The organism is Paraburkholderia sp. BR10872 (assembly GCF_040965835.1).
Classification (GTDB): Bacteria; Pseudomonadota; Gammaproteobacteria; order Burkholderiales; family Burkholderiaceae; genus Paraburkholderia; species Paraburkholderia nodosa_A.
The window spans coordinates 39,247-66,048 of sequence record NZ_JBFRCN010000042.1 but is presented as its reverse complement, the minus strand read 5'-3'; the positions used below and the strand labels follow the sequence as shown (position 1 = coordinate 66,048).

Here is a 26,802-nt window from a genome sequence, read left to right as displayed (position 1 = left end):
TGAGGAAATACGAGTGTCTGTGCAACCCTTCGACGCAAAGCGGCAGTCGCGCTCCGCGCCCGGCACCAGCACGGGCGCGAGCGCCGAAGCATCCGGATACGACGTCCCCGCGCACGATGCGCCGGACGTCCGCCCGGGCGGTTATGCGCGCGCAGCGGCGCGACCTAGAATTTTTTCAGGGTCTCCCGCTGTCGAGGCACCCGCTGCCATGGCCACGCCTTCGTCCACGCATCTCGTCCTGATCCCGAGCTACAACCCGGGCGCCAAGCTCGACGAAACCGTGCGCGGCGCACGCGCGCAATGGAACCCCGTGTGGGTCGTGGTGGACGGCAGCACGGACGGCAGCGCCGCGCGCCTGCAGGCCATGGCCAACGACGACCCCGGCCTGCACGTCATCGTGCTGCCCGACAACCGGGGCAAGGGCGGCGCGGTGCTCGCGGGGCTCGAAGCCGCCGCGGCGCGCGGATTCACCCACGTGCTGACGATGGACTCCGACGGCCAGCACCCCGCCGCGCTGATTCCCGAATTCATGGCCGCCTCGCAGGCCGCGCCCGACGCCATGGTGCTGGGCCTGCCGAAGTTCGACGCGAGCGCGCCGCAATTGCGCGTGCAGGGACGACGCCTGTCGAACTTCTTCGCCGACTTCGAGACGCTGTGGGCCGGCATTGGCGACTCGCTATACGGCTTTCGCGTGTACCCGATCGCGCCACTGAAGGCGATCATGCACCGCCAGACGTGGATGCGCCGCTTCGACTTCGATCCCGAAGCCGCCGTGCGCCTGTGCTGGGCCGGCGTGCGGCCCATCCAGATCGAAGCGCCGGTGCGTTACTTCGGCGCCGATGAAGGCGGGGTCTCGCATTTCAACTACGTGCGCGACAACCTGCTGCTCGCGGGCATGCATCTGCGGCTCGTGAGCGGGTTCGCGCTGCGCCTGCCGCGCTTGCTAGGCAGGCGCCTGTTGCCCTGATCGCTCGATGGCTTCTTACGCCGTGGCGCGCATCGCTGCGCTCGCGCGGTAGTCGGCCAGCAAGCGCTCCTGCTTTTTGCCGGCCGCCGCGAGATTGCGCGCCTTGACGTGGCCGAAGCCGCGAATCTCGTCGGGCAGCGCCGCGAGCTGCAGCGCGACGGGCAGGCGCTGGGCGTCGAGGCTCGCGCAGAATTCGTCCACGAGCGCGACGTATTGCGCAATCGAGCGGCGTTCGTCGCGACGCTCTCCGGTCTTGCCGAACACGTCGAACGCCGTCCCGCGCAGCCCCTTCATGCGGGCCAGCGTGCGCAACACCGGCAGCACCCACGGACCGAAACGGCGCTTCACGAGATGACCGTGCTCGTCGCGCTTCGCGAAGAGCGGCGGCGCGAGCCAGAAGTTCAGCTTGTAGTCGCGTCCCGGCTCGCCTTCGAACTGCTCGCGCAGCTTCTGCAGATACGCGGGATCGGCGTAGAGACGCGCGACCTCGTATTCGTCCTTGTAGGCCATGAGCTTCGCGAGATTCACGGCAACGGCGCGCGTGAGCGGCAGCTTCGCGTCGCAGCCAAGCGCTGTCTCTTTCACGCGAATGCGCTCGACCACGCGGCGATACTGCTGCGCATAGGCGGCGTTCTGATACGCCGTGAGCAGCGCTTCGCGCGCGGCGATCACCTTGTCGAGCGATTCGGGCATGCGCAGAACGACGGCTTGGGGCTCTGCCTGCGTCCTGGTGAGCGCGCGCACGACCGCCTCGCCATGATGCGCGACGTAGCGGCCCCAGTTGAACGCCTGCTGGTTCTTCTCCACGGCCACGGCGTTGAGTTCGATCGCGCGACGCAGATGCGCGAGTTCGAGCGGCAGCCAACCCTTTTGCCACGCATAGCCCAGCAGCAGCGGATTGCTGTAGATCGTGTCGCCGAGCAAGGCCAGCGCGAGCGCATTGGCGTCCACGAACGCACAGCCCTCGCCGATGCTCGCACGGAGTTCAGCCTCGGTTTGCGCACCCGGAAACGTCCACTTCGGATTCTTGACGAATTCCGCGGTCGGCGTCGCGCCGCTGTTGATCGCCGCGACCGTCACGCCATGCTGGGTGCGCGAGAGCACGTCGCCCGAAGCGGAGACGATCGCATCGCAGCCGATCACGAGGCGCGCCTCGCCCGTGGCGATGCGCGTGGCGTGCAAGGCGGCGGGCGTCGCCGCCACCTGCACGTGGCTCAGCACGGCGCCGCCCTTTTGCGCGAGCCCGGCCATGTCGAGCACGGTCACGCCCTTGCCTGCAAGATGCGCGGCCATGCCGATCAGGCCGCCGATGGTCACGACGCCCGTGCCGCCCACGCCCGTCACGAGGATGCCGTAAGGCTTCGCCAGTTGCGGGAGCACCGGCATGGGCAGCGCGTCGAAATCGATCGATGCGGCGCTGGACACGTTCGCCGCGCGCGGCTTGCGCAACTGCGCGCCCTCGGCCGTCACGAAGCTCGGGCAAAAGCCCTTCACGCACGAAAAGTCCTTGTTGCACGACGACTGGTTGATCTTGCGCTTCGTGCCGAGCGGCGTGTCGAGCGGCTCGACGGACAGGCAGTTCGATTGCACCGAGCAGTCGCCGCAGCCCTCGCACACGGCGTCGTTGATGAACGCGCGGCGCGCCGGGTCGGGATAGGCGCCGCGCTTGCGGCGACGGCGCTTTTCGGTGGCGCAGGTCTGATCGTAGATCAGCACGGTGGTGCCGGCGATTTCGCGCAACGTGCGCTGCACGCTGTCGAGCTGGTCGCGATGATGAACATCCACGCCTGCCGGCAATGCGATCTTTGCGTCGTATTTTTGCGGCTCGTCCGTGACGATGACGATGCGCTTCGCCCCTTCGGCATGCACCTGATGCGCGATCTGCGGCACGGTGAGCACGCCGTCCACGGGCTGGCCACCCGTCATCGCCACCGCGTCGTTGTAGAGAATCTTGTAGGTGATGTTGGCGTTCGATGCGATGGCCGCGCGAATCGCCAGCAGTCCTGAGTGAAAGTACGTGCCGTCGCCGAGATTCACGAACACGTGCCTGTCGCCCGAGAAATGCATCTGGCCGAGCCACGCCACGCCCTCGCCGCCCATCTGGCTGAACGTTTCAGTCTTGCGGTCCATCCACATCGACATGTAGTGGCAGCCGATGCCCGCCAGCGCACGCGAGCCTTCGGGCACATTCGTCGAGGTGTTGTGCGGACAGCCCGAGCAGAACCACGGCTTGCGCTCCACCGTCACGCGCGGCTTCGCTGCCTCGCGTTCCTTCGCCTCGATGATCGCCACGCGCGCGAGCATACGTGCGCGGACTTCCTCGGGCACGTCGGCGCGCGCGAGACGCCGCGCAATGGCCTTGGCGATCAGTGCGGGCGAGAGTTCGTAGTGCGCAGGCAGCAGCCAGTTGCCGCGCGGCACCGACCATTCGCCGCCTTCGTTGTCGCGCTCGTCGAACTTGCCGTAGATCTTGGGACGCACGTCTTCGCGCCAGTTGTAGAGCTCTTCCTTGAGCGCGTATTCGAGAATCTGGCGCTTTTCCTCCACCACGAGAATTTCTTCGAGCCCGGTGGCGAAGCCGCGCGCGTCCTGCGCGTCGAGCGGCCACACACAGCCGACCTTGAGCACGCGCACGCCGATCTGCGCGCAGGTTTCGTCGTCGAGACCGAGGTCGGTGAGCGCCTGGCGCACGTCGAGATACGCCTTGCCCGCGGTCATGATGCCAAAGCGCGCGCGCGGCGAATCGATCACCACGCGGTTCAGGCGGTTCGCGCGCACATAGGCGAGCGCGGCGTACCACTTCTCGTCGAGCAGGCGCGCTTCCTGGGCGAGCGGCGTGTCGGGCCAGCGGATATTGAGCCCGCCTTCGGGCATGGTGTAGTCGGCGGGCGTGACGATTGCCACGCGATCCGGGTCCAGGTCGATCGACGCGGTCGATTCGATCACGTCGGTCACGCACTTCATGGCGACCCACAAGCCGGAGTAGCGGCTCATGGCCCAGCCGTGCAAACCGTAGTCGAGATATTCCTGCACGTTCGCGGGATAGAGCACGGGAATGCCCGCCGCGATGAGCGCGTGCTCGGACTGGTGCGCGACCGACGACGACTTGGCCGCATGGTCGTCGCCCGCGAGCACGAGCACGCCGCCGCGCGCGTCGCTGCCCGCGGAGTTGGCGTGCTTGAACACGTCGCCGGTGCGGTCGACGCCGGGGCCCTTGCCGTACCACATGCCGAACACGCCGTCGCGCTGCGCGCCGGGCCAGAGATTGATCTGCTGCGTGCCCCACACGGCGGTGGCGGCGAGGTCTTCGTTCACGCCGGGCTGGAACACGACGTCGTGGGCCTGGAGGTGCTTTTTCGCCTTCCAGAGCGACTGGTCGAGCGCGCCGAGCGGCGAGCCGCGATAGCCCGAGACGAAGCCCGCGGTATTCAGGCCGGCCTTGCGGTCGCGCGCCTTTTGCAGCATGGGCAGGCGTACCAGCGCCTGGGTGCCGCTGATGTACACGCGGCCCTTTTCCAGCGTGTATTTATCGTCGAGCGAAACGGATGCGGCTAGCGATGCAGCGTCTACGGCGGCACGGTCTGGGGCGTTCATGGCGGGGCTGTCTCCGGAATCGGTACGTTTTCCGGGCGAGTATAGGAAGCCGATATGCCATCGTAAAATCACAAATTGGGAACACCGGTATGCGAAAAACGGATGGCTGGACGCGCAGTCATCCCCGCGTCGACGGGCGCTTGCTCAAGCGCCTCGGGCATTTGCCGTTAACACGCGGGACCAGCAACCACTCATTCCGGAGTCCCGCTTGCACGCGAAACCACGCGCCCTGCCATCTGCATCTGTCTTGTTCGGAACCCTGGCCGCAACCCTGCTGATCAGCGGCTGCGTCTCGAGCCCCCGAGTCGCCACCGCCCCCGCGCGCCCCACGACCGTGGTTGTCGCTCCCCCGCCGCCGCCCCCGCCTGTCGTCGTCGCACAACCCGTTTATGTGCCGCAACCGTACGACGCCTACGTTTCGGTCGTGCTCGACCGCGACGTGGTCTACGCCGGCGGCAGCACGTATATCTGGATCGTGGGGCCGGACGGCCACCGCCAGCGCCGCTACTACGGCCGCGGCGATCTGCGCGGCGAAGTCCTGCACCGCCGCGCGGAACTGCGGGTGGTGATGGCGCATAACGAAGGCCATCTGCCGATGCAACATGCGCACATGTCCGAGCCCCAGCGCGTGCGCGTGACGATGCAGCCGCACGGCACGCCGCCGCATGGCTACCGGCCCCAGCCGGGCGGGCATCCGCCGGCGCACACCGCCCAACATCGCCCGCCGCCTGCGCCGAACCGCAATGCGAACGCCAGCGCCAACGCCAATGCCGGCCATCACCGCAACCCCGACGGCCATCCCAACGCCGCTCCCGCGCCGCGTTTCGCGGGTCAGCCGCCGCATGCCGGTTAAGGCTGGCTAAAACTTGAAGTTCGAACCGGCGGCCAGCGTTCACTGGCCGGCCTAAATGCGCCGCCGCCCCTCTGGCGGCGCCTCCTCCCCTTGCCTCACCTGCCGCCAGCCGCGCGGTTACGGTTGCGTCCCCAAAAATTCCTGCCCGAAGTGCATCCTCGGTACAACATCGCCGCGACTAAGTGACGCGATATATATCACATCGCGATATAATCGCTATTCTTTGGGCGGCGCCGAGCCGTCTGCGCTTCCCATCCGTTTCCGCTCCGAATCGTGTCACGCTTCAAGGTCCTTCGCTGGCTCACCCGCTTCACCCCTTCCAGGGTCACCATCACATGGCGCGAGCGCCTGCGCTCGGGCGGCGGCGCGCTGGTCGGCATCGCGCTGACTGGGGCGCTCGCGCACCGGCTGCCTGGCGGCGATGCGGGCATTCCGTACCTGATCGCCCCGATGGGCGCCTCCGCCGTGCTGCTGTTCGGCGTCCCCGCCAGCCCGCTCGCGCAGCCCTGGTCGATCATCGGCGGCAATCTCGTTTCCGCCACCGTGGGCGTGACCGCGGCGATGTGGATCCATGACCCCGTGCCGGCCGCCGCCGTGGCCATCGCCGTGGCCATCGTCGCGATGTTTACGCTGCGCTGCGTGCATCCGCCCTCAGGCGCGGTCGCGCTGACCGCGGTGCTGGGCGGCCCGGCCGTCCATGCGCTGGGCTATGAGTTCGTATTCGTGCCCGTCGCGCTGCAGTCGTTCCTGCTGCTCGGCGGCGCGCTCGTCTATCACGCCGCCACGGTGCATCGCTATCCGCATGCCGCGCGGCGCCCGCGGGTGGCCGGCCCCGTCCCCGCGCAAGCCGGTTTCACGCGTGCCGACCTCGAAGCCGTGCTGCGCGAGCGCGACGAAATGCTCGACATCGACACCGACGACCTGGAAGCCGTGCTCCAGGACGCCGAGATCCGCGCCTACGCGCGCAGCTTCGGCGAACTGACCTGCGCCGACGTCATGTCGGCCAACGTGGTGAGCATCACGCCCGCGACGACCGTGGGCGAAGCGCGCTCGCTGCTCAAGCGCCACGATGTGAAGGCACTGCCCGTGGTGGACGCGCATCACCAGGTGAAGGGCATCGTCACGCGCGCCGACCTCGCCGACGACGGGCGCGAACGGCATCCGCTGCGCCTCATGCTTTACGCGATTGCACGCCTGTTCCGGCCGCACGCAGAGTCCGGCCAGAGTGTCGGCACGCTGATGACCACGCATGTGCTCACCGTCGCGAACACGACGCCGATCGTCGAACTCGTGCGTATTTTTGCGGGCCGCGGGCACCACCATGTGCCGGTGGTCGATCACGACCACCGGCTCGCGGGCATCATCACGCAGGCCGATTTGATCTCGGGGCTCTATCACCAGGCGAAGACGCCGCAGCAGGCACCGGCCTGAACCGCTTGGCGGCCAGAATCGCGGCCATACACCTGGCCGCATGCCGATGTGACGGGCGTTTTCGGGAAGAAATGTCACATCGTGATATATTAGGAGACTAAACCGTTCCAGGGACTCCCGATGAAAAAAAGCGCGCGCGACCTCGACAAGGTCGACTTTGAACAGCTGTCCGAATTTCGCTACCAGATGCGCCGCTTCGAGCGCTTCTCGGAGCAGGCCGCGCAGGCCGAGGGCATCACGCCGTTGCAATACCTGTTGCTGCTGCATGTGAAGGGTTACCCCGGCCGCACGTGGGCGACCATCGGCGAGTTGGCCGAGCGTTTGCAGGCGCAGCATCACGGCGTGGTGGCGCTCGTCTCGCGCTGCGAGGCGATCGAACTCGTCGAGCGCCGCGTGAGCGAGCGCGACCGGCGCCAGGTGGAAGTGCATTTGCTCGCTGCCGGCGAAAAGCTGCTCGCGCGCCTGGCCGAACTGCATCGCGCCGAGTTGAAGTCGCTCGAGGGCGCATTCACCATTCCGCGTATCGATCTTTAGGGCCTGCTCACCATGCATTCCGACGATTCCCACAAGCGCGACTTCTCGGCGAACGCACGCCTGCCCGGCATCAGCGCGCTGGCCGCCGTGATTGGCGCACTGGCCACGCTCGCGGCGTTCGTGCTGCTGAGCCTGATCCACTGGTTCACGAACCTGTTCTTCTTCGGCCAGTTCTCGTTCGCCGACCGCTCGCCCGCGCTCAACACGCTGGGGCCGTGGGTCATCGTCGTGCCGGTGATTGGCGGACTGATCGTCGGGATGATGGCGCGCTTCGGCTCCGAGAAAATTCGCGGTCACGGCATTCCCGAAGCCATCGAAGCCATTCTGTTCGGCAAGAGCAAGATGTCGCCGAAGGTGGCCGTGCTCAAGCCGCTTTCGTCGGGCATCGTAATCGGCAGCGGCGGCCCGTTCGGCGCAGAAGGCCCGATCATCATGACGGGCGGCGCGCTCGGCTCGCTGCTCGCGCAGTGCGTGCGCGTCACCTCGGCCGAGCGCAAGACGCTCCTCGTGGCGGGCGCGGCCGCGGGCATGACCGCCGTGTTCGGCACGCCGGTCGCGGCCGTGCTGCTCGCCGTCGAACTGCTGTTGTTCGAATGGCGCCCGCGCAGCTTCCTGCCCGTGGCGCTCGCCTGCGCGGTGGCCGGCTTCGCGCGCTCCGTGTTCTTCGGCACGGCGCCGCTCTTTCCCATGCAGACCCTGCCGCCGCACGCCGTGGCGCTCTTCTCGTGCATCATCGCCGGGCTGCTGGCGGGCGCGCTCGCGTCGGGGCTGTCGGCGGCGCTTTACAAGGTCGAGGACCTGTTCGGCCATCTGCCGCTGCACTGGTCGTGGTGGCCGGCCATCGGCGGGCTCGTGGTGGGCATCGGCGGCTTCATCGAGCCGCGCGCGCTCGGCGTGGGCTACGACGTGATCGGCGATCTGCTGCATCAGCACATCGTTCTTCAGGTCGCCATTGCGATTCTGGTGGTGAAAGCCGTGATCTGGGTCGTGGCGCTCGGCTCCGGCACCTCGGGCGGCGTACTCGCCCCGCTGCTCATGCTCGGCGCCGGGCTCGGCTCGGTGTTGAGCCACGTGCTGCCCGGCAGCGACCCGGCGCTGTGGCCGCTCGTGTGCATGGCGGCGACGCTCGGCGCCACGCTCGGCGCGCCGCTCACGGCCATCGTGTTCGCGTTCGGCCTCACGCACGATACCAATGCGCTGCTGCCGCTGCTCACGGCCACGCTGGTTGCGCACGGCTTCGCGACGGTCGTCATGAAGCGCTCGATCATGACCGAAAAGATCGCGCGCCGCGGTTATCACATCTATCGCGAGTACGGCGTCGATCCGCTCGAGCGCCATTACGTCGATGAAGTGATGACCCGCACCGTCGATACGATCGACGCGAACGTCACCGTGCGCGACGCCCTCGACCGCTATTTCGGTTCGACCCAGCAGCGCCGCGCCTTCCCGGTGCTGCGCGACGGCGCGGTGCTCGGTGTGGTGGATCGCGCGATGCTCGACGCCGTGCGCGCGAGCGCCGCGACCGAAGCCCTCGACACGCCACTCGGCTCGTTGCTCGCGCAACGTTCCCCCGACATGGCGCTCCCCGCGGAAACCTGCCGGCAGGTTGCCACGCGCCTCGCGATTCACGGGCTCGAACGCCTGCCCGTGGTTGCCGACCGCGAATCGCGGCGGCTCGTGGGCATCGTCTCGCGCAGCGACCTCGTCAAGCTCTCGCTTGCGCACTTCGAGGAAGAGCACAAAAAGGAGCGCTTCCGCCGCATTCCCGTGGGCAACAGCAAGCGGCGCTTTCCGCCGGTGCGCAAGGCGGGGTGATGGAAACGGCGCGCGTCTACTGATGCAGCGCCAGCCCCTTCACGGCCTTGTCGACCGCGTTTTTCGGGCCGTATAACGCGATTCCCACCAGATCGGGATTCTCCGGGTCCTCGGCGCGAAAAACCTCGCGGTTCGCCGCGTCGTGGCCCGTCGAGAACATGGCGTGCACATACGGCACGATCGTGAGTTCGCGCGACACGCCGCGCCGCAGCGCCGCCTGCAATCCCCCGACATCGGCGCCATAGATCATCATCGGCTGGCCCAGCATCCTGCCGTAACGTTGCCCGCGCGCGTCTTCGTAGGGCTCGCCAAGCGCTTCGGGCACCGCCGCCGCAATGCCCGTGGCGAGAAACGCGGTCACATTGAGCTTCTGCCAGACCGCGAGGTTTTCCCGCACGACCAGCGCGACTTTCGTATCGAACATGCTGCCTCCTTTTTCGAGGCAGTCATGATCCGCGAGACGCCGCTGCAAGTCTGGAACGTTTGTGCACGACGGCTTGGGCCGCCCGGAAGCCGCACATCTCAGTGCAGATGCCGCAGCTTGTCCGGATTGCGCATCACGTAAATGGCCGTGACCTTGCCGTCTTCGATCTCGAGCGCGGTGGTCTGCAACTCGCCATCGGCCTCGCGCGAGACGAAGCCGGGCAGGCCGTTGATGAAACCCGCGCGCACGAAAGTCGAGCCATTCTTGCGGAACAGGTCGGCTAGCTGCGCATGCAGCTTCATCACACTCTCGAAGCCGAACACCGGGCGGCCGATCGCCGGGCGCTTGCCGCCGCCGTCCGCGTGCAGGCTCACGTCATCGGCAAGCATGGCGCCCAGCGCGCTCATGTCGCCGCTGCGCGACGCCGCGAAGAACGCCTGCGCCAGTTCGAGGCCGCGCGCTTTCTCCACATGAAAACGCGGGCGCGCCTCTCGCACATGAGTGCGGGCGCGCGCCGCGAGCTGCCGGCATGCGGCGCTCTCGCGCCCGATCGTGGCCGCGACTTCGTCGAATTCGAGCCCGAACACGTCGTGCAGCAGGAACGCCGCGCGCTCCAGCGGCGAGAGGCGTTCGAGCGCGAGCATGAGCGGCAGCGTGACGTCCTCCTGCTCGTCTTCTTCGACGACCGGGTCGGGCAGCCACGGACCGACATAGGTTTCGCGCTGATGCCGCGCCGATTTGAGCTGGTCGAGGCACATGCGCATCACCATGCGGCGCAGGAACGCCTCGGGCACGCGCACCTCGTCGCGCTCCACGTCCGCCCAGCGGATGAACGCGTCCTGCACGATGTCCTCGGCGTCGGCAACCGAGCCGAGCATGCGGTACGCCACGCGGATCAGCTTGCGCCGCAGCGGATCGAAACTCGCCGCGGCGTCCGTGAGGCCAGCGTCCGTCATGCGGCAACCATCTTCCTGGCCATGGCCTTCGCCGCCGCCGGATCGACCCACAGGCCGAAGCCGACCGCAAGGCGGTTCCAGCCGTTGATCACATTGATCATCAGCGTGAGCTTCACCTGCTCCTCCTCGGTAAAGTGGTCGGTGAGCGCCGCGCGTGCCTCCTCCAGCACATGACCTTCGGAAAGGCGCGTGAGGGCGTCGGTCCAGCCGAGCGCCGCGCGTTCGCGGTCGGTATAGCAAGGCGCTTCTTTCCACGCGGAAAGCAGGTAGAGACGCTGTTCGGTCTCGCCTTCCTCGCGTGCGTGGGCGGTATGCATGTTAAGACAATTCGCGCAGCCGTTGATTTGCGACGCGCGCACCTCCACCAGCGCAATGAGGCTCGGCTCGAGGCTCCCGGACACGGCGAGCGAAGTGCCCATCCAGGACTTCATCAGGGTCGGGGCGGCGGCGAACAGGTCGAGCTTGGCAGTCATGTTGCATCTCCTTTCGGTTGGGTTGCCATGACATGACGAGACAGCCTGGGCCGCGTGTGACATTGGGGCGAAAAAAGTTCGTTAGCGACAATTGCGCCGCCTCGGCCGGTATCACGGCCGGAGGCGGCTCGTCACGGCGCATCACTCTTTGGCCGACTGCGCGGCGGCTTGCTCGATGACCTTCGCCACTTCCGCCGGATGCGACATGTAGACCACGTGGCTCGAATTGATCTCGACCGTCTTGCTGCCGGCGCGCTGGGTCATGAAGCGTTCCAGATCGGGATTGATCGCGCGGTCCGCCGTCGCCACGATGGCCCAGCTCGGTTTCGTTCGCCAGGCGGCGTGCGCGATCGGAACGCCGAATGACTGCGCGGCGGGCGTGACCTGCGAGATGGCCATGAAGCGGGCCTCGGCGGCGGGCAGGTCGGCGGCGAAATCCTCGTGGAAATTCGCCGGGTCGATATACAGGTGGCCGTCGGCGGTGGCCTTGATCGCCTGGGTGGCCGGCGGCGTCTTCTTCGTCAGTTCGAGCGGCGATTCTCCCGTATCGGGCTGGAACGCGGCCACATAGACGAGACCCGCGACCTTGTCGTCATTCCCCGCCTCGGTCACGACCGCGCCGCCGTAGCTGTGGCCGACGAGGATGCTCGGGCCGTCCTGGGCGTCGATCACGCGGGTCGTCGCCTTCACGTCGTCGTCGAAGGACGTTTCCGGCTCCTGCACGACGGACACCTTATAGCCGTCGCGCGTGAGGATCTTCGACACGGCCTGCCAGCCCGAACCGTCGGCGAAGTAGCCGTGCACGAGCACGATGTTCTTGACCGGTGCGGCCGTGGCGGCCTGCGAGCCGAGCGCGGCGGCGCAAAGGGCAACGGCGGCGGCGATGCGGGTGACGTATGAGGAAATCTTCATTTTCATGCTCCAGGTGATTTTGAGGGCTCGACAGGGCGTCGCCTGTTCGATGCAGCCATCCTACTAGTAGGATGGCTGAGGAGCAAGAAAAATTTTGCAGGGGCTTGGGGGTGGCAATGGGCTCCCGCTCCGCGTAAGCTGTCGGTAATTCAACCGACTAGATGGTAGGCAAAATGACAGTAAACGGCGAACTGACGGCCGACAGGATCATCGCGGCGGGACGGCAGCTCATCATGCGGCGCGGCTACAACGGCTTCAGCTATGCCGACATCGCGGATGCGATCGACATTCGCAAGGCCAGCATTCACCACCATTTCCCCGCCAAGACCGATCTCGTGGTGGCGGTGCTGGACGCGTGGCAGGAAGCGCTCGACGCCGATGTGGCGGCGCTGGAGGCGAGCGGCGCGGACGCCATCGCACAGTTGCGCGCCTACATCGGCCATTGGGAGCGCTGCATTGCCGACGACACGGCTCCGTTCTGTGTCGCGGGCATGCTGGGCGCCGAACTGCCTTCGCTGCCCGAAGAAGTGGCTCAAGGGGTGAAGACGTTCTTCGATCGCCTGACGGCGTGGCTCGAGCGGGTGCTCGAAGCCGGCGTGAAGGGCGATCTCCTCAAACTGGATTCGTCGGTTCACGCCGAAGCGGCCACGCTCGTCTCGCTGGTCTACGGCGCCATGCTCGCTGCGCGGGCGTATGCGAACGTCGAGCTGTTCAAGCAGGTGACCGAGGATGCGGTCGAAAGACTGGTCAAGCCTCGCAAACGCACCCGCTCCACCGGTCAGGCGACCGAGTAGCCGCCGTCGGCCACCAGCGCGTGGCCTGAAACGTAGCTCGAGTCGTCGGAGGCGAGGAACGCCACGATCGTCGCCATCTCCTGCGCGGTGCCCCAGCGGCCAGCGGGCGTGCCGGCGGCGAACTGCTGCTGCACTTCGGCCGATGGCCAGATGCCGCGATGATGGAACGGCGTCTCGATCAACCCCGGGCACAGTGCGTTTACGCGTATGCCTTGGCGGAACCATTCGATCGACGCCGATTTGGTCATGCCGACTACCGCGTGCTTGCTCGCGATATACACCGACGCGTTCGCGAAACCGATCAGGCCGCCCATCGAGGCGTTGTTGATGATGCTGCCCGCGCCTTGCTCGAGCATGACCTGCGCTTCGTATTTCATCGCGTTCAGCACGCCGCGCACGTTCAGGTCGAAGACCATGTCGAATCTTTCGGAATCCTGTTCGATGAGCGGCGCGAATACGCCCTCGGTTCCCGCATTGTTGAAGGCGATGTCAAGGCGCCCGTAGGTCTGCACCGTGTAATCGACGAGACGCTCGATGTCGACCTCTTTCGAAACGTCCGCCACGAAGGTCGACGCTTCGCCACCCTCGCCCGAAATCTGCTGCACGAGCTGGTCGAGTTCGTCCTTGCGGCGGGCCGCCACGACGACCTTTGCGCCGCGGCGGGCGAGTTCGACGGCCGAAGCGCGGCCGATACCGGAGCTTGCGCCGGTCACGAGTGCAATCTTGCCTTCGAGCTGCCGTTGTGTGCTGATCGTGTTCATGATGTCGTCCTTGGTTCCAGTGGATATTGCGCAGGGTCTGGCGCGCTTGTCACGGCTACATTGCCTCACGCCTGGAACGAAGTATGGATACCCAGCCCTCGAAGGTGAATGGAATAATCGCGCTTTCACAATTCCTGATTTGGGAATTTTCAACGACAATGACTCGTCCTTCTCAGCGCAGGAACAATCATGCTCAATCGCCTTGATCTCCTGAGGATCTTCCTGGCCGCCTCGTCGTGTACGAGCTTTCGCGAAGCCGCCGCGCGACTCGGCGTTTCGCCGCAAGTGGTCACGCGCGCGGTGCGTGAGCTGGAGGAGCAACTGAGGGAAACCCTGTTCCATCGCAATACGCGACGCGTGCAGATCACGACCTTCGGCCAGTCGTTCGTCGCACGCGCGCAGGCCGCGCTAGCAGGCGTCGACGGTCTGTTCGGCCAGGCAAGCATGAGCGACGACGCAATGGGCGTTGTGCGCATTACTGCGCCGTCAGCCTTGGGCCGCTACTACGTACAGCCGATTTTGATGGAATTGATGGCCCGCCATTCCGGTCTGATTGCCGATCTCAGACTCTCGGATGCCCCCTCGGCCGTCGTGGACGAGCAGATCGACCTGGGCGTGCGTGTGGGCGCAATTGGCGACAACCGGTTTGTCGCGCGCGCTATCGGTCCACTACCGGTGTGGACTGTCGCGTCGCCTGCATTGATCGCGCGGTTGGGAGAACCGAAGAACTTGAAGGACCTCGAAGCACTGCCTGTGACGTGCCTGATCGATCCCGCAAGCGGTCGTCCGTGGCCATGGATGTTCCGCGGCGAACGCCACTTCCAGCCGGCTGCACCTGCATTCGTAACCAACGATACTTCCGTGGAGGTCGAAGCAGCTTGCGCTGGAATTGGCTTCAGCCAATGCACCGAATATCTGATTCGACCTTACATTCAGCGAGGTCAACTCGTCCGGCTTCTACCTCGCCTCGATCCCGATCCCTGGAAGCTATACGTCTACCGTCCCCAACGCGGCCCGGTGTCGAGGCGAGTCCGTGTCGTATTCGACGAACTGGTTGCCAGACTTCCCCTCGCAACGTTGCGTGAGTAGCTGGCGCGCCCCGAAGAGCGAACGTCAGTTCAACGCGAAGTCTGAAACCGGGCTAGATACGCGTCGCCAGGAGTTTGATCCCGGCGATCCCGAATACGACAGCGCTGCGACCGTCGCCCAAAGCGTTGCTCGGCCCGGCACTCGCGGTGCCGACGAAATACGCTGTGTAGGCAAGCAGCAGGTTGGTCGAGAAGAAGGCGTTTCCAGTCATGATTGAAAGGGGTTTCAAAACGTTGACATGCGATGCAAGCATGCTCCGGACGCTCCAGTGCCTGCTACTGGGGGGCAGGCGAATTCAAAAGCTTGCTCAACGGCTTCAGCGGGCCTATTGGGAAGAGCGAGAACGTCATCAAATGCGCTTTCCCCAAGGGCAGTGCCTCGAGCATTTCATGCGCTTGGTCGACGTCCGTTACGTTCAGGATGAATGCCACCCCGGCCCGGTCTTGCAGTGAATACCACTGATCAATCTTGCCCTCGAGGTAAAGCTGCGCCGTCTCGCGCACTTCGGTCGGAAGCGTGTGTTGGACAAGTTGCATGTCCGTTCCCGGCGGAAAAGTGCCGATCGCCAGAATCTTCGTGGTTGGCGTGGCAGGCATAGGCATGGTTTGCGACATGGAAACTCCAGCAGAAGCGACCAGCACAGAGGCGATGGTCGAATTAAGAAGAAGGCGTTTCATTCAGCGTCCAGTGACTGTGGTGCGAGCCGCTGATGCTCCGGACCAATGGCTGGTGCCAAGGTATCATCGCTATTCGCACGCGGCTATCCATCACATTGTTGACGGGCCATGAAGCAGAACTTCACAGTCAGGCAGGGCGCGCTGGACGGCGTGGAAGTGTTCCTGAGCGTTGCCCGGCATCGCAGTTTTCGCAAGGCGGCCGCGGAGCTCGGTGTGACGCCCTCGGCTATCAGCCAGACAGTACGTGTACTCGAAGCGCGCATTGGCGCAGCGCTCTTCATCCGCAACTCGCGCAGTGTCGGCTTGACCGAAGCCGGCGAACAGTTTTTCGCGCGCGCCAAGCCCGCCTTCGAGGAGCTGGTCGCCGCCAGTGAGGTGGCGCGTGGACTCGGCCAGCGACCGGCGGGATTGCTGCGCCTCTCGGCGCCGCGCGCGGTGATCCCCACTCTGCTTGAGCTGGTCACGTCGTTCTGCAAGGCTTATCCCGAGGTCGAGGTGGAGCTTGCTGCGAGCAAGGAGGTGACCGACCTTGCTGCCGAAGGCTTCGACGCCGCTGTCCGGCAGGGGCATCTCGTTGCTCCCGATATGGTCGCGGTGCCGATGACGCCGCCGTTCCGTCTCATCGTCGTCGGCAGCCCGGCCTACTTCGCCGGGTCAGGCCCGCCCGCTCACCCGAACGACCTGCGCCAGCATGCCTGCTTGCGATGGCGGTGGTCCAACGGCGCGCTCGCCCTATGGTCCTTCAACGACGAAGACGAGCCGATCGAGATCGCCGTATCCGGCCCCCTCATCGCCAGTGACTTTCCCACCGTGCTGGGCGCTGCGTTAGAAGGACTGGGCCTCGCCCAGGTACCCGAGCCGCTGGCCGCTGCCGGGTTGAGATCGGGTGAACTGATCGAGGTGCTGGCGGCCTACGCGCCGATGAGGCCGGGGGTGTTTCTCTGCTATCCGGACCGCCGTCAGGTCATGCCGAAACTGCGCGCGTTCATCGACCATATGAAGAGCCGCACGGCGGGCGATGGAAAAGTCCGCGTAAAAGCTGATGCAAAACGCGCAGGGTCGCGAATAGAAAGCTGATGCCGCAAAGCATTCACAAACGCCGAACGCTAACAAACATCCCCTGCGCCGCGCAGCGCGAAGCGCTCGCACCATCGTCCTACAATGTCGCATAGCCATACGTCGCCACGACATCACCGGCGCAAACCTCTCTTTCCCAGGAGCAGACGATGCCAAAGATGCACGTAGTGCAGGTAGCAAAACCCGGCGCCCCTCTCGAACTGGTCGAGCGCGATATTCCCGAGCCGCCCGAGGGACACGTCCTCGTCAAGGTGCAGGCCTGCGGGATCTGCCATAGCGATTCCCTCACGAAGGAAGGCCAGTGGCCCGGCCTGCAGTTTCCTCGCGTGCCCGGCCACGAGATCGCAGGCGTGATCGAAAAGCTTGGCCCACGCGTCGACGAATGGAAGGTTGGGCAGCGCATCGGCGTGGGCTGGCACGGCGGACACTGCGGCCATTGCGAACACTGCCGTCACGGCGACTTCGTGCTATGCAAGAACGGGCAGATTCCCGGCATCAGCTACGACGGCGGCTATGCCGACTACATGGTGGCGCCGCAGGAAGCGCTCGCACGCATGCCCGACGACCTCTCCGACGTCGACGCCGCGCCGCTCCTGTGCGCGGGCATCACCACCTTCAACGCGCTGCGCAACAGCGGCGCACGCGCGGGCGATGTCGTGGCGATTCTCGGCATAGGCGGTCTCGGCCATCTCGGCGTGCAGTACGCCCGCAAAATGGGCTTCGTCACCGTCGCCATCGCGCGCGGCCAGGACAAGGCGCCGCTCGCGAAACAGCTCGGCGCGCATCACTACATCGACAGTTCCTCGCAGGACGTCGCGCAAGCCTTGCTCGCGCTGGGCGGCGCGCGCGTGATCCTCGCCACGGCCACGAGCGGCAAAGCCATGAGCGCTGCGCTGGGCGGGCTCGGCCTGAACGGCAAGCTGATCATGATCGGCGTATCGGAGGAGCCCGTGGAAGTGCCGATCACGCAGTTCATCATGGGCCGCCACTCAGTGCAGGGCTGGCCCTCGGGCACCGCCGCCGATTCTCAGGATACCCTGGCATTCAGCGCGCTCTCGGGGGTGAAGCCGATGATCGAAGAATATCCGCTGTCGCGCGCGGCAGAAGCGTATGAACGGATGATGAGCGGCAAGGCGCGCTTTCGCGTGGTGCTCAAGCCCGGCGCCTGACGCGCATCGAGGCGAAGTGCGGTGCGATGCGGCGCTGGGAGGCTGGCACCGCATCGGCTTTTCACTACCGTCCCGTTTGCGGCCCGGCCTCGTCCTTCGCGAGGCCGGTCTCGTCGACATAGCGATCGACAGCACTGCTCACGGTCGGATCGAAGCGCTCCGGACCGATGTCTTCGAGCAAATCGAAGCGCTTGAGCTTGTCGCGCACCGGGTCCTTCATCTCAGCGAAATGCAGCGCGATGCCGCGCTCGCGCAACGTATGAGTCAGTTCGCGCAGCATGTCGGCGGACGTGACGTCCACACTCGTCACGGGCTCCGCCGCCACCACGACCCGGCGCACCGGCGTGGGCGACGCTTCCACCGCCTCCATCAGGCGCTGCTGAAATAATTCGGCGTTCGCGAAAAACAGCGGCGCGTCCCAGCGAAACAGCACGAGTCCCGGCGTGCGCACCGCTTCGGGATAGCGCTCGATGTCGTGATAGCCGCGCAAGCCCTCCACACGGCCGAGCACTGCGAAATGGGGCCGCCAGCCGTCCCAGAGGAATTCGATCACGGCGATCAGGACGGCAAGTCCAATGCCGGGAATCGCCCCGAAAACCGCGACTGCCACGAAGCAACCGATCGACAGCCAGAACTCCCACTGCTGAATCCGGTAGATGCGTTTGAGATCCGCGATTTCGAACAGGCCGAGCGCGGCGGCAATCACCACGGCGGCGAGCGCGCTATTGGGCAAATAGCGCAACAGATTGGGCGCGACCATGAGCAGCGCCGCCACGGCGAGCGCGCCGACTACGCCGGTTAGCTGCGTGCGGGCGCCGGCGGCTTCGGCAACCGGCGTGCGCGAGGCGCTGCTGCTGATCGGAAAGCCCTGGAACAAGCCGGCCGCGAAGTTCGCCACGCCGAGGCCCACCATCTCCTGGTTCGGGTCGACGCGCGCATGAAAGCGCGCTGCATAGGTGCGCGAGAGCACGCTCGTATCGGCGAAAGCGATCAACGCGACGGCCGCGCCGCCCAGCACGATCTTGACCAGGTCCGCGTTGGCGACCCATGGCAGCGAGAGTCCAGGCAAACCCTGGGGAATCGTGCCCAGCACTTTCACGCCCACGGTGTCGAGATGAAAGAGACTGACCGAGAGCGTGGCCACGATCACGGCAATCAGGATGCCGGGTACTTTATCGAAGCGCTTGAGCGCGAGGATCAGCACGAGGCTTCCCGCACCCACGGCGAAGCTGTACCAGTTCGCCTCGCCGCGCGCGACGCCCTGGGCGAGGCTGAGCAGGTCTCTCATCGGCCCCTGCTCGTCGATGGAGATGGCGAAGAGCTTCGGCAACTGGCTAATGAGCACGGCGAGCGCAATGCCGTTCATGTAGCCATATCGAATGGGCTTGGACAGCAGCTCCGTGATGAAGCCGAGGCGCAACAGCCCCATGACCACGCAGACGAGCCCGGAAACGATCGCCATCATGCTCGCCACGCCGATGGCGCGTGCGGGGTCGCCGCCCGCTACCTGCACCACCACGGCGAGTATCGGCGCGGCAAGCGCGGAGTCGGGGCCGAGCACGAGAATGCGGCTGGGCCCGAAAATGGCGTAGGCCAGCAGCGGAATGATCGTGGCATAGAGACCGTATACACCCGGCACACCGGACGCCGCCGCGTAGGCGATGCCGACCGGCACGAGCATGGTGGTCAGCACGAGTCCCGCAGCGAGATCGTTGAGCAACCAGGCGCGTTGATAAGTCCTGAACAACGTGACGCCGGGCAGCCAGCGCAACCAGGGCTGGCTTGCGCTGGCACTGGCGGGCTGTGCGTTGGGGGAAGCAGGTCTTTCCATTTCCATTGGCCGGTTAATTGTCGTGAGAATGCTGGCGCTGGGAATCGTGGAGCCGACGGCGTGCGCTAAAAAGAATAGGTGAAATATGCGTGTCACAAAAGACGCCGCGGTCCGCTGTCTTGACGCCGGAGTCCTGAGCGCGGGCTCATGCTGCCCTCCGGCACTTTTTCGGGCATCGCCCGCGACCACTGCGCCAACCGGGTGCGCCGTATCGCCCATCGCACTGCTGCGGTGCACAACACATCTCGCGCCGAGTTTTTGCGAGGCGCACCCAAAACCCCAAGCGGCATGGCTTTGCGGCCAACGGACAAACTGGCACGCACTTTGCTGAACCCTCATGCGCGCCCAGCGATGGCGCGCAATGCACCGATTAACCGTCGAAGACGTCATGCCGACGACCACCGAATCCTCATGCTGCGCGTACTGCTCGTAACCGACACCGACAAGCCTATCGGCGACCTGCGCGACGCGCTCGCCAAGCTCGGCTACGACATGCTCGCCGAGCCCGCCACGCCGCAGGCGCTGCATCGCGTCGTCGAGCGCGAGCGGCCCGACGTCATCATCATCGACACCGAGTCGCCCTCGCGCGATACGCTCGAACAACTCGCGGTGATGAACGCCACCGCGCCGCGCCCGGTGCTGATGTTCAGCCACGATGCCAACCAGCAGCTGATCCGCTCGGCCGTGAATGCGGGTGTGACCGCCTATCTCGTGGAAGGGCTCGCGAGCGAGCGCCTTGCACCGATCCTCGAAGTCGCGCTCGCGCGCTTTGCACAGGAAGCGCAGTTGCGCGAGCGTCTCACGCAGGCCGAAAACGAACTGGCCGAGCGCAAGCTGATCGACCGCGCGAAGCGCATCCTGATGGAGCAACAGAAGCTGACCGAACCCGCGGCCTACGCGGCGCTGCGCAAACGCGCGATGAACGAGAGCGTGAAGCTCGCCGAAGTCGCCCGCCAGATCGTCGCGCTCGCGCAAGCGCAGGAACGACCCGATTGAGCAGGAACGAAGCTCGCCCATGAACGCCACCCCTACCCTCGCCGCGCCCGAGAAAACCCATCTGAAGATCGGCTTCGTGCCGCTCGCCGACGCCGCGCCGCTCGTCGCCGCGAAGCTGCTGGAGTTCGGCCACGCGCACGGCCTCACGCTCGAGCTCTCGCGCCAGCCCTCGTGGGCGGCGCTGCGCGACAAGCTGCTGTCCGGTGAGCTCGACGCCGCGCATTCGCTCTACGGCCTCGTGTATGGAGTGCAGCTAGGCCTGGGCGGCCCGCAGACCGACATGGCCGTGCTGATGGTGCTCAACCGCAACGGCCAGGCCATTACGCTCTCGAACCGTCTCTCAGATGCGCTCGCCGAACACGGCTCGCTGCCGCGCGCGCTCGCCACGCTCGCGCGCAAGCCCGTGTTCGCGCAGACCTTCCCCACCGGCACGCACGCGATGTGGCTGTACTACTGGCTCGCTTCGCAAGGCGTGCATCCGCTGATCGACATCGAGAGCGTGGTGATACCGCCGCCGCAGATGGTGGCCGCGCTCGCTGAAGATCGCCTCGACGGCCTGTGCGTGGGCGAGCCGTGGCCAGGGCTCGCGCAGCAGCGCGGCGTAGGACGCACGATCATCGCGAGCGGGGCGATCTGGCCGGATCATCCCGAGAAGGTGCTCGCCTGCCGGCGCGATTTCGTGGTGCGCCATCCGAACACGGCGCGCGCGCTCGTACAGACGATGCTCGAAGCGTGCCGCTGGCTGGACGGCGAAGGCAATCGACGCGAGATTGCGCAATGGCTTGCGCGCCCGGAGATGCTCGGTGTGGAAGCCGGGCTGATCGCGGCACGGCTCGAAACGGACACGACATCACGCGCGCCGGGCATGAAGTTCTTCGAGGAAGGCCGCGTGAACTATCCGCACGAATCCGAAGGCGTATGGTTTCTGACGCAGTTCGAACGATGGGGCATGCTCGCGCGCCGAAGCGACTATCGCGAGATCGCGCGCGGCTTGAACCATACCGCGCTGTACGGGCAAGCGGCGGCGGCGATGGGAATCGCGCGGCCGGCCGGGGCGGCCACCGCGCCGTTCGTCGATGGACGCGTTTGGGACGGGGAGGACGCGGTGGGGTATGTGGAGGGATTCGGTATCAAGGCGTAAGCGCGGCTGGCCGCGCCCAGCCGCTTACTTCACGACGACCTGCGTGTGCCCCACGACAGGCGGCTTCTCGAAGTACGGGCCGACGAGCCGGCGCCATTCCTGAAAGTCATCGGACTCGCGAAAGTGCACCATGTGATCTTCGACGGTATCCCACTGCACGACGAGCACATACTGGTTCGGCTCTTCCACGCCGCGCTGCAATTCCACGCTGCGGCAGCCGCGTGCGCGATGAAAGAGCGGCAGCGCCTGCGCCACGTTTGCCTCGAATTCGGCGTTCTTGCCTGCGCTCACCGTGATATGCGCCATCTCGTAGACCATCCTGTTCTCCTTGTGATTCGCGTTGATTCGCGTTGATTCGCGTTTGATCCGCCACTGCAGTCAGTGTGTTTTCAGGCGTTCGATGACTTCGTCCGCAATCGCGAGCGAAGCCGTCAGCCCAGGCGACTCGATGCCGTAGAGGTTCACGAGCCCGCTCACGCCGTGCTCGCGCGCGTCCTGGATCACGAAGTCGCCGCCATGCTTGCCCTCGGCCAGCTTCGGGCGAATGCCAGCATAACCCGGTTGCAGCGCGTCGTCAGGCAGCGCGGGCCAGTAAGTGCGAATCGCCTCGTAGAATTTCGCCGCGCGGCCTGGGTCCACGGTGTAGTCGATCGTGTCGATCCATTCCACGTCCGGACCGAAGCGCGCCTGGCCGCCCAGGTCGATCGTCAGATGCACGCCCAGGCCCCCTTCCTCCGGCACCGGATAGATGAGCCGCGAAAACGGCGCCGCGCCCGCCAGCGAGTAGTAATTGCCCTTCGCGTAGCGCCCCGGCGGAATCGATTGCGCCGGCACGCCTTCGATGCATGCCGCGATCTGCTGCGCGTAGAGGCCCGCACTGTTCACCACGCGCGTGGCGAGCAATTCCATCGGCTCGTCGCCGCCTACCTTGAGGAGCGTCGGCTGGCCCGGCCGCACGAGGCCCCCCGTGACCGGCGAGCAAAACGCGAGCATGCCACCCGCCGCTTCAAAGTCGCCCTGTAGCGCGAGCATCAAACCGTGGCTGTCGACAATGCCCGTGGAGGGCGATTCGAGCGCCGCCACGCACTCGAGCGCGGGTTCCCGTGCGCGCGCCTCGCCACGGTCGAGCCAGCGCAGGTCGTCCACGCCATTGGCGGCGGCCGCCGCGCGAATCGCGCGCAGCGCGTCGAGCTGCCCTTTGTGCGTCGCGACGATGAACTTGCCGCAACGGCTGAACTCCACGCCCTTCTCCTCGCAATACGCGTAAAGCTTGTGCTTGCCTTGCACGCACAGCCGCGCCTTGAGTGAGCCTTGCGGGTAGTAAATGCCCGCGTGTATCACTTCGCTGTTGCGCGAGCTGGTGCCCGTGCCGATGGCGTTTTCCGCCTCGACGAGGACGGTTTCCCAGCCCTGCTGCGCGCACGCGCGCGCAACCGCGAGACCGACCACGCCCGCGCCGATCACGACGCAATCCACCGTATCCGTCATGAAACTTCCTTTCTCGTCACGCGAGTGCTGTTGCGACTGGCGTTATTTTGCCCAATTCGCGAGCCTTTCGTGAAAGGATGCGCACCATGAAAAAAAGCCGCCCGATCAGCCGATCGGGCGGCGTCAAACAACCGCCGGAGATGATGAAGCTAGCGGTGCATCAGAAGTGCGTATGCAGGCCCACGCGCGCAACCGCCTGGCTCTGACCGCTCGAAGCGCCGTCCGAGGAGTTCATGCCGTTGATCTGCGCGAGACCGCCCGAGCTGGCGCGCTGGTACACGCCCAGCACGTACACGCTGGTGCGCTTGGAAAGCGCGTAATCGACGATCGCCGCAACCTGGTGCGCGTGATTGTTGTCGACCACGTCGTTGCCCTTCATGTACATGTACGACGCGCCGGCGCTGAGTGCAGGCGTGAAGTTGTAGTGCGCGCCCACCGAGCCCTGATACACCGAGCCGCCGTTGGCCGAGTTGTGCACGGTGGTGAAGAGCGCGTTCGTGATCCAGCCGCCGAAACGGTAGTGCGCGCCGATACCCCAGTTGCGCACGCTCACGTCGCCTTCGCCCGTCACGACGGTCTTGAGGTTCGTATAGGCCGCGTTCACGCCGAAATCATGTGCCGAGTAGTTCAGCGCGAAGCTCGTGCCATTGGCCGTGCCGATCGAACCGGCCACGCCGCCGAAGCTGTACATCGCGCCCGCGCTGAAGCCGCCGAACGTCGGCGACAGATACTTCACCGAGTTGTTGACGGTTTCGCCAGCCATGCGGTCCCAGTCGAACGAACCAGTCGGGTTGTTCGGCAGCGCGAGCTTCTGGAACGGACCTGCGCGGAAATCGTAGAAGTGGCCCGAGAGCTCCGCCGGATCGTTGCCCGCGAAATACAGCGAGTCCGTCATGAAGTCGTACTGGTTGCCGAGCGTGAGCTTGCCCAGCTTGTCGTTGCTCAGACCCAGAATCGACGTACGGCTGAAAAGACTCTTGTTCGGCATGAACGCGCCGTTGTCCACCTGGAACTGGTTGACGAGCTGGAAGAAGGCCTTCGTGCCGCCGCCCAGGTCTTCCGTGCCGGTCATGCCCCACAGGTTCGGGCCGTTCACGCCGTCGTCCATCTTGACGTTGTGCTTGCCGCCCTGGTTGCTCACGTAGGTAATGCCCGTGTCCATCATGCCGTAGAGCGTCACGCTGCTCTGCGCGAACGCCGGTGCAGCACACGCCATCACACCGATGGCCCCCGTAATCGCCCATGCAATCTTTTTGTACTGCTTATGATCCTGCATTCTCCAGGTCTCCTGTTTTGAACAAACCTGTTTATTCGAGCATCGAAGGGTAGCGCTCTCGCCGCCCCGAGATCCGGCGAGCCGCAAGCGAGCGCGCGGCATGTGGGGCCACGCGGGTCAAACGCGTTCGAGTGGGCAAAATGCCCGCCCGAGCGCAAAAGTCAATCAGGAAATCAAACGGTCGGGCAAACGCTCAGACTGCGTCGGGCACCTTGCGCGTCTTCAGGAACGCTTCGAGGGTTTCGCCGCGCATACTGGCGTACATGCCGAGATTCGTGATCTTCACCACGCGCGCGAACTTCTCGAGCACGAAGAAGCACACGCCGTATTGAATGAGGCCGAGCCAGTCCGTCGCGTCGACGAGCGCGCGCTCCTCGCTGGTGAGCGCGGCGGCGTCGTAGGCGGCCGTGCGGTCGCGCAGCCACAGATCGCGCGCTTGCGGCAGACGCATTTCCCAGAAGAAGCGATTCAGGCGCATGGCCTTCATGCTCTGGCGAATGTCGAAGGGGTAGGTGCCCGTCAGTTCCTCGATGCCAACCAGTTGCGGATTCATTGCTGGCCCTCCTCTTCGTACACCGTGACCGCCATCGCCGTGCTGGTCGCGAGATAGTAGTTGCGATGGACTTCGCGGATCTTGCCGCCCAGCGCCCCGCGCATGGCGAGCCACATGATCGTCTCCACGCTTTCGGCGCCGCCAAGGCGCACATAGTCCACATGCTTCATGCGGGCGAGGCGCTCCGGATCGTTCACGATCAGGTCGAGGAACTCCATGTCCCATTCGGTGTTGTTGTAACCGCTGCGCTCGCCGTGCACCTGATGCGAAAGGCCGCCCGTGCCGACCACCACCACGTCGAGATCCTGCTCGAACGATTCGATCGCGCGGCGCAGCGCCTGGCCGATCCGGTAGCAGCGGTTCGCCGTGGGCAGCGGATACTGGAGCACATTCACCTGGATCGGCACCAGCGCCGCGGGCCAGCCGCCTTCGTGCGGCAGCATGAGCGAAAGCGGCGAGTTGCAGCCGTGGTCGAGCGGCTTGTCCTGGAAGATCGTGAGATCGAACTCGTCGTTGACGAGCTGCTCGGCAATATGGATCGCGAGATCGGGGTGGCCCGCGATGTCCGGCAGCGCGCGCTTGCCCGCGCCTTCGTCGGCGAACTCGTGCGTGGCGGAAACGCCCAGTGCGAAGGTGGGATAGCAGTCGAAGAAGAAGCTGTTGGCGTGGTCGTTGTAGAACATCACGAGCGCGTCCGGCTTGCGCTCGGCGAGCCACTTCGCCACCGGTTCGTACCCCTGGAAGAGCGGCGCCCACGCGGGTTCGTTCTGCTTGCCCTTGTCGTACGCCATGCCGATTGTCGGCACGTGCGATGTGCCGATGCCGCCCACTATTCTTGCCATGATCTTGCCCTCTGCTGCTGTTCATGCGGCGCACTCGCGCCGCGCTGGACCCGATGCGTCGGCAGACGCCTTCGATCCATCACTTGGGATACGAAATTACAAAAACGCCGCCCAGACCGTAAGCAAGGGTTAACCACGATTTTTTCCCTTTCCCTCATGAATTCAAGGCTTGTGCGCGCTTGCGCACATTCGGCCGATCGCGCAAACCCGCGCGCCGCAACGGTTTTTGGTATCCTGAAACCCTGTTGCGGGAAGTGCGGCCGATCCGCCCCGGCAACCTCCTCATAAACGAAACAGATATCAAAAGAACGAACTCGCAAGGGCCGCGCGCGCCATACGCCGCGCGCCTCGCCCGCTGCGATTCACGCATGACATGAACGGGACGACCCAGCAAACCATCGTGCAGGCGCTGCGCACGCGCATCCTCTCCGGCGAACTCGAGCCCGGCGAGCGGCTCGTCGAGGCGCAACTCGCCGAGCGCCTCGGCATTTCGCGCACGCCGCTGCGCTATGCGCTGAGTGTGCTCGCCACCGAAGGCCTCGTCGAGCGCTCGGGCGCGCGCGGCTACACCGTGCGGCGCTTTTCGGTGACCGACGTGCTCAACGCCATCGACGTGCGCGGCGTGCTCGAAGGGCTCGCCGCGCGCACGGTCGCCGAGCGCGGCGTGGACCAGGCGCTCGCGCGCGCACTCGAAGACTGTCTGCGCGAAGGCGACGCGATTTTCGCGGCCGGCGTGCTCGACAGCGAAGCGGAAACGCGCTACGCCGCGATGAACGGCCGCTTCCACGCACTGATTGTGGAAGCGGCGCACAATCTTGCGGTGAGTGCCGCGCTCGGGCTCAACGACAAGATTCCATTCGTCTCGCCGGGCACGGTGGTGTTCGACAAGGCCGCGCAGCAGCGTCAGTTCATGATGCTCTCGTATGCGCACCGCCAGCATCACGCCATTGTCGGCGCGCTCGTCAACGGCGAAGGCGCACGCGTCGAGGCGCTGATGAAAGAGCACACGCATATTTCGAAGGAGAGCCTCAATCTTTCGGTCGACCGGCTGCATCTGAGCGCGGTCGACGATGGCGCCGCCGCCGCAGTTGCCATGGTTGCCACGGTCGCCGCATGAGACACGGCGCGTATCCCACCCAAAACGACATA

General features: G+C 65.6%; 25 protein-coding genes and 1 pseudogene. 12 read left to right on the top strand and 14 right to left on the bottom strand.

The window, feature by feature from the left end:
* Positions 1–208 precede the first annotated feature (208 nt).
* Positions 209–967, top strand: a complete 759-nt coding sequence (locus AB4Y43_RS28075) for a glycosyltransferase family 2 protein (RefSeq protein ID WP_342949057.1) — start codon at positions 209–211, stop codon at positions 965–967.
* Between the two features lie 15 nt (positions 968–982).
* Here AB4Y43_RS28075 and AB4Y43_RS28070 read toward each other — a convergent pair whose 3' ends face one another.
* Positions 983–4,561 (bottom strand): indolepyruvate ferredoxin oxidoreductase family protein, encoded by a 3,579-nt coding sequence (locus tag AB4Y43_RS28070; RefSeq protein WP_368729279.1) that lies wholly within the window; start codon positions 4,559–4,561, stop codon positions 983–985.
* 247 nt (positions 4,562–4,808) lie between these two features.
* Between AB4Y43_RS28070 and AB4Y43_RS28065 the strand changes: the two genes are divergently transcribed.
* The 4 genes from AB4Y43_RS28065 to AB4Y43_RS28050 all read left to right on the top strand — a co-directional run bounded on the left by AB4Y43_RS28065 (position 4,809) and on the right by AB4Y43_RS28050 (position 9,194).
* Entirely contained in the window at positions 4,809–5,414 is a 606-nt protein-coding gene (locus tag AB4Y43_RS28065) for a hypothetical protein (protein ID WP_368729278.1), read from the top strand.
* Between the two features lie 273 nt (positions 5,415–5,687).
* A complete protein-coding gene (locus AB4Y43_RS28060) occupies positions 5,688–6,845 on the top strand; it encodes an HPP family protein (protein ID WP_368729277.1) in 1,158 nt (385 codons plus the stop codon).
* A gap of 120 nt (positions 6,846–6,965) precedes the next feature.
* On the top strand, positions 6,966–7,379 hold the full coding sequence (locus AB4Y43_RS28055) for a MarR family winged helix-turn-helix transcriptional regulator (protein ID WP_368729276.1): 414 nt from the start codon (positions 6,966–6,968) through the stop codon (positions 7,377–7,379).
* 12 nt (positions 7,380–7,391) lie between these two features.
* Positions 7,392–9,194: a chloride channel protein gene (locus AB4Y43_RS28050; RefSeq protein ID WP_368729275.1), complete on the top strand. Its 1,803-nt coding sequence runs from the start codon at positions 7,392–7,394 to the stop codon at positions 9,192–9,194.
* A gap of 16 nt (positions 9,195–9,210) precedes the next feature.
* Here AB4Y43_RS28050 and AB4Y43_RS28045 read toward each other — a convergent pair whose 3' ends face one another.
* The 4 genes from AB4Y43_RS28045 to AB4Y43_RS28030 form a co-directional block, all read right to left on the bottom strand.
* A complete protein-coding gene (locus AB4Y43_RS28045; RefSeq protein ID WP_069265792.1) occupies positions 9,211–9,618 on the bottom strand; it encodes a DUF2000 domain-containing protein in 408 nt (135 codons plus the stop codon).
* Positions 9,619–9,716: 98 nt separating this feature from the next.
* The gene (locus AB4Y43_RS28040; RefSeq protein ID WP_342949063.1) at positions 9,717–10,574 is read right to left on the bottom strand and encodes a sigma-70 family RNA polymerase sigma factor; all 858 of its coding nucleotides are present in this window, start codon (positions 10,572–10,574) and stop codon (positions 9,717–9,719) included.
* Positions 10,571–11,047 carry a carboxymuconolactone decarboxylase family protein gene (locus tag AB4Y43_RS28035; protein WP_069265790.1) on the bottom strand — a complete coding sequence of 159 codons (477 nt, stop codon included), beginning with the start codon at positions 11,045–11,047 and terminating at the stop codon, positions 10,571–10,573. The genes AB4Y43_RS28040 and AB4Y43_RS28035 overlap by 4 nt, the downstream gene beginning before the upstream one ends.
* Before the next feature lie 141 nt (positions 11,048–11,188).
* Positions 11,189–11,959 carry an alpha/beta fold hydrolase gene (locus AB4Y43_RS28030; RefSeq protein WP_368729274.1) on the bottom strand — a complete coding sequence of 257 codons (771 nt, stop codon included), beginning with the start codon at positions 11,957–11,959 and terminating at the stop codon, positions 11,189–11,191.
* Positions 11,960–12,132: 173 nt separating this feature from the next.
* On the opposite strand from AB4Y43_RS28030, the gene AB4Y43_RS28025 reads away from it, so the two are divergent.
* Positions 12,133–12,753, top strand: coding sequence for a TetR/AcrR family transcriptional regulator (locus AB4Y43_RS28025; protein WP_368729273.1), 621 nt, complete (start codon positions 12,133–12,135; stop codon positions 12,751–12,753).
* Here AB4Y43_RS28025 and AB4Y43_RS28020 read toward each other — a convergent pair.
* Entirely contained in the window at positions 12,738–13,514 is a 777-nt protein-coding gene (locus AB4Y43_RS28020; RefSeq protein WP_069265787.1) for an SDR family NAD(P)-dependent oxidoreductase, read from the bottom strand. The genes AB4Y43_RS28025 and AB4Y43_RS28020 overlap by 16 nt on opposite strands.
* A 189-nt stretch (positions 13,515–13,703) precedes the next feature.
* Between AB4Y43_RS28020 and AB4Y43_RS28015 the strand changes: the two genes are divergently transcribed.
* A complete protein-coding gene (locus tag AB4Y43_RS28015; protein WP_069265786.1) occupies positions 13,704–14,603 on the top strand; it encodes a LysR family transcriptional regulator in 900 nt (299 codons plus the stop codon).
* Between the two features lie 124 nt (positions 14,604–14,727).
* Here the strand turns inward: AB4Y43_RS28015 and AB4Y43_RS28010 are convergent.
* Both AB4Y43_RS28010 and AB4Y43_RS28005 read right to left on the bottom strand, forming a co-directional pair.
* Positions 14,728–14,814, bottom strand: a pseudogene (locus tag AB4Y43_RS28010) (LysE family translocator); the annotation flags it as partial.
* A gap of 64 nt (positions 14,815–14,878) precedes the next feature.
* Positions 14,879–15,280, bottom strand: coding sequence for a hypothetical protein (locus AB4Y43_RS28005; RefSeq protein ID WP_342949066.1), 402 nt, complete (start codon positions 15,278–15,280; stop codon positions 14,879–14,881).
* Positions 15,281–15,388: 108 nt separating this feature from the next.
* Between AB4Y43_RS28005 and AB4Y43_RS28000 the strand changes: the two genes are divergently transcribed.
* Positions 15,389–16,357 carry a LysR family transcriptional regulator gene (locus AB4Y43_RS28000; protein ID WP_368729272.1) on the top strand — a complete coding sequence of 323 codons (969 nt, stop codon included), beginning with the start codon at positions 15,389–15,391 and terminating at the stop codon, positions 16,355–16,357.
* A 149-nt stretch (positions 16,358–16,506) separates the two neighbouring features.
* Positions 16,507–17,526 (top strand): alcohol dehydrogenase, encoded by a 1,020-nt coding sequence (locus AB4Y43_RS27995; RefSeq protein ID WP_069265783.1) that lies wholly within the window; start codon positions 16,507–16,509, stop codon positions 17,524–17,526.
* 64 nt (positions 17,527–17,590) lie between these two features.
* Here the strand turns inward: AB4Y43_RS27995 and AB4Y43_RS27990 are convergent, their stop codons facing one another.
* The gene (locus AB4Y43_RS27990; protein ID WP_342949068.1) at positions 17,591–19,357 is read right to left on the bottom strand and encodes a sulfate permease; all 1,767 of its coding nucleotides are present in this window, start codon (positions 19,355–19,357) and stop codon (positions 17,591–17,593) included.
* Positions 19,358–19,768: 411 nt separating this feature from the next.
* On the opposite strand from AB4Y43_RS27990, the gene AB4Y43_RS27985 reads away from it, so the two are divergent.
* Both AB4Y43_RS27985 and AB4Y43_RS27980 read left to right on the top strand, forming a co-directional pair.
* Positions 19,769–20,353, top strand: a complete 585-nt coding sequence (locus AB4Y43_RS27985; RefSeq protein WP_069265976.1) for an ANTAR domain-containing response regulator — start codon at positions 19,769–19,771, stop codon at positions 20,351–20,353.
* 19 nt (positions 20,354–20,372) lie between these two features.
* The gene (locus AB4Y43_RS27980; protein WP_368729271.1) at positions 20,373–21,494 is read left to right on the top strand and encodes a CmpA/NrtA family ABC transporter substrate-binding protein; all 1,122 of its coding nucleotides are present in this window, start codon (positions 20,373–20,375) and stop codon (positions 21,492–21,494) included.
* A gap of 24 nt (positions 21,495–21,518) precedes the next feature.
* Here the strand turns inward: AB4Y43_RS27980 and AB4Y43_RS27975 are convergent, their stop codons facing one another.
* The 5 genes from AB4Y43_RS27975 to AB4Y43_RS27955 all read right to left on the bottom strand — a co-directional run bounded on the left by AB4Y43_RS27975 (position 21,519) and on the right by AB4Y43_RS27955 (position 25,653).
* Complete coding sequence (locus AB4Y43_RS27975; protein WP_028202455.1) at positions 21,519–21,812, bottom strand: antibiotic biosynthesis monooxygenase; 294 nt, start codon at positions 21,810–21,812, stop codon at positions 21,519–21,521.
* A 60-nt stretch (positions 21,813–21,872) separates the two neighbouring features.
* Positions 21,873–22,982, bottom strand: a complete 1,110-nt coding sequence (locus AB4Y43_RS27970) for an NAD(P)/FAD-dependent oxidoreductase (RefSeq protein ID WP_368729270.1) — start codon at positions 22,980–22,982, stop codon at positions 21,873–21,875.
* Positions 22,983–23,142: 160 nt separating this feature from the next.
* Positions 23,143–24,198: a porin gene (locus tag AB4Y43_RS27965; RefSeq protein WP_342949106.1), complete on the bottom strand. Its 1,056-nt coding sequence runs from the start codon at positions 24,196–24,198 to the stop codon at positions 23,143–23,145.
* A gap of 253 nt (positions 24,199–24,451) precedes the next feature.
* Positions 24,452–24,811 carry a protocatechuate 3,4-dioxygenase gene (locus tag AB4Y43_RS27960; RefSeq protein ID WP_324157852.1) on the bottom strand — a complete coding sequence of 120 codons (360 nt, stop codon included), beginning with the start codon at positions 24,809–24,811 and terminating at the stop codon, positions 24,452–24,454.
* Positions 24,808–25,653, bottom strand: coding sequence for a gallate dioxygenase (locus tag AB4Y43_RS27955; protein ID WP_069265777.1), 846 nt, complete (start codon positions 25,651–25,653; stop codon positions 24,808–24,810). Before AB4Y43_RS27955 ends, AB4Y43_RS27960 begins: the two co-directional genes overlap by 4 nt.
* Before the next feature lie 373 nt (positions 25,654–26,026).
* Here AB4Y43_RS27955 and AB4Y43_RS27950 point away from each other — a divergent pair, with 373 nt between their 5' ends.
* On the top strand, positions 26,027–26,770 hold the full coding sequence (locus AB4Y43_RS27950) for a GntR family transcriptional regulator (RefSeq protein ID WP_069265776.1): 744 nt from the start codon (positions 26,027–26,029) through the stop codon (positions 26,768–26,770).
* The last annotated feature ends 32 nt before the right edge of the window (positions 26,771–26,802 follow it).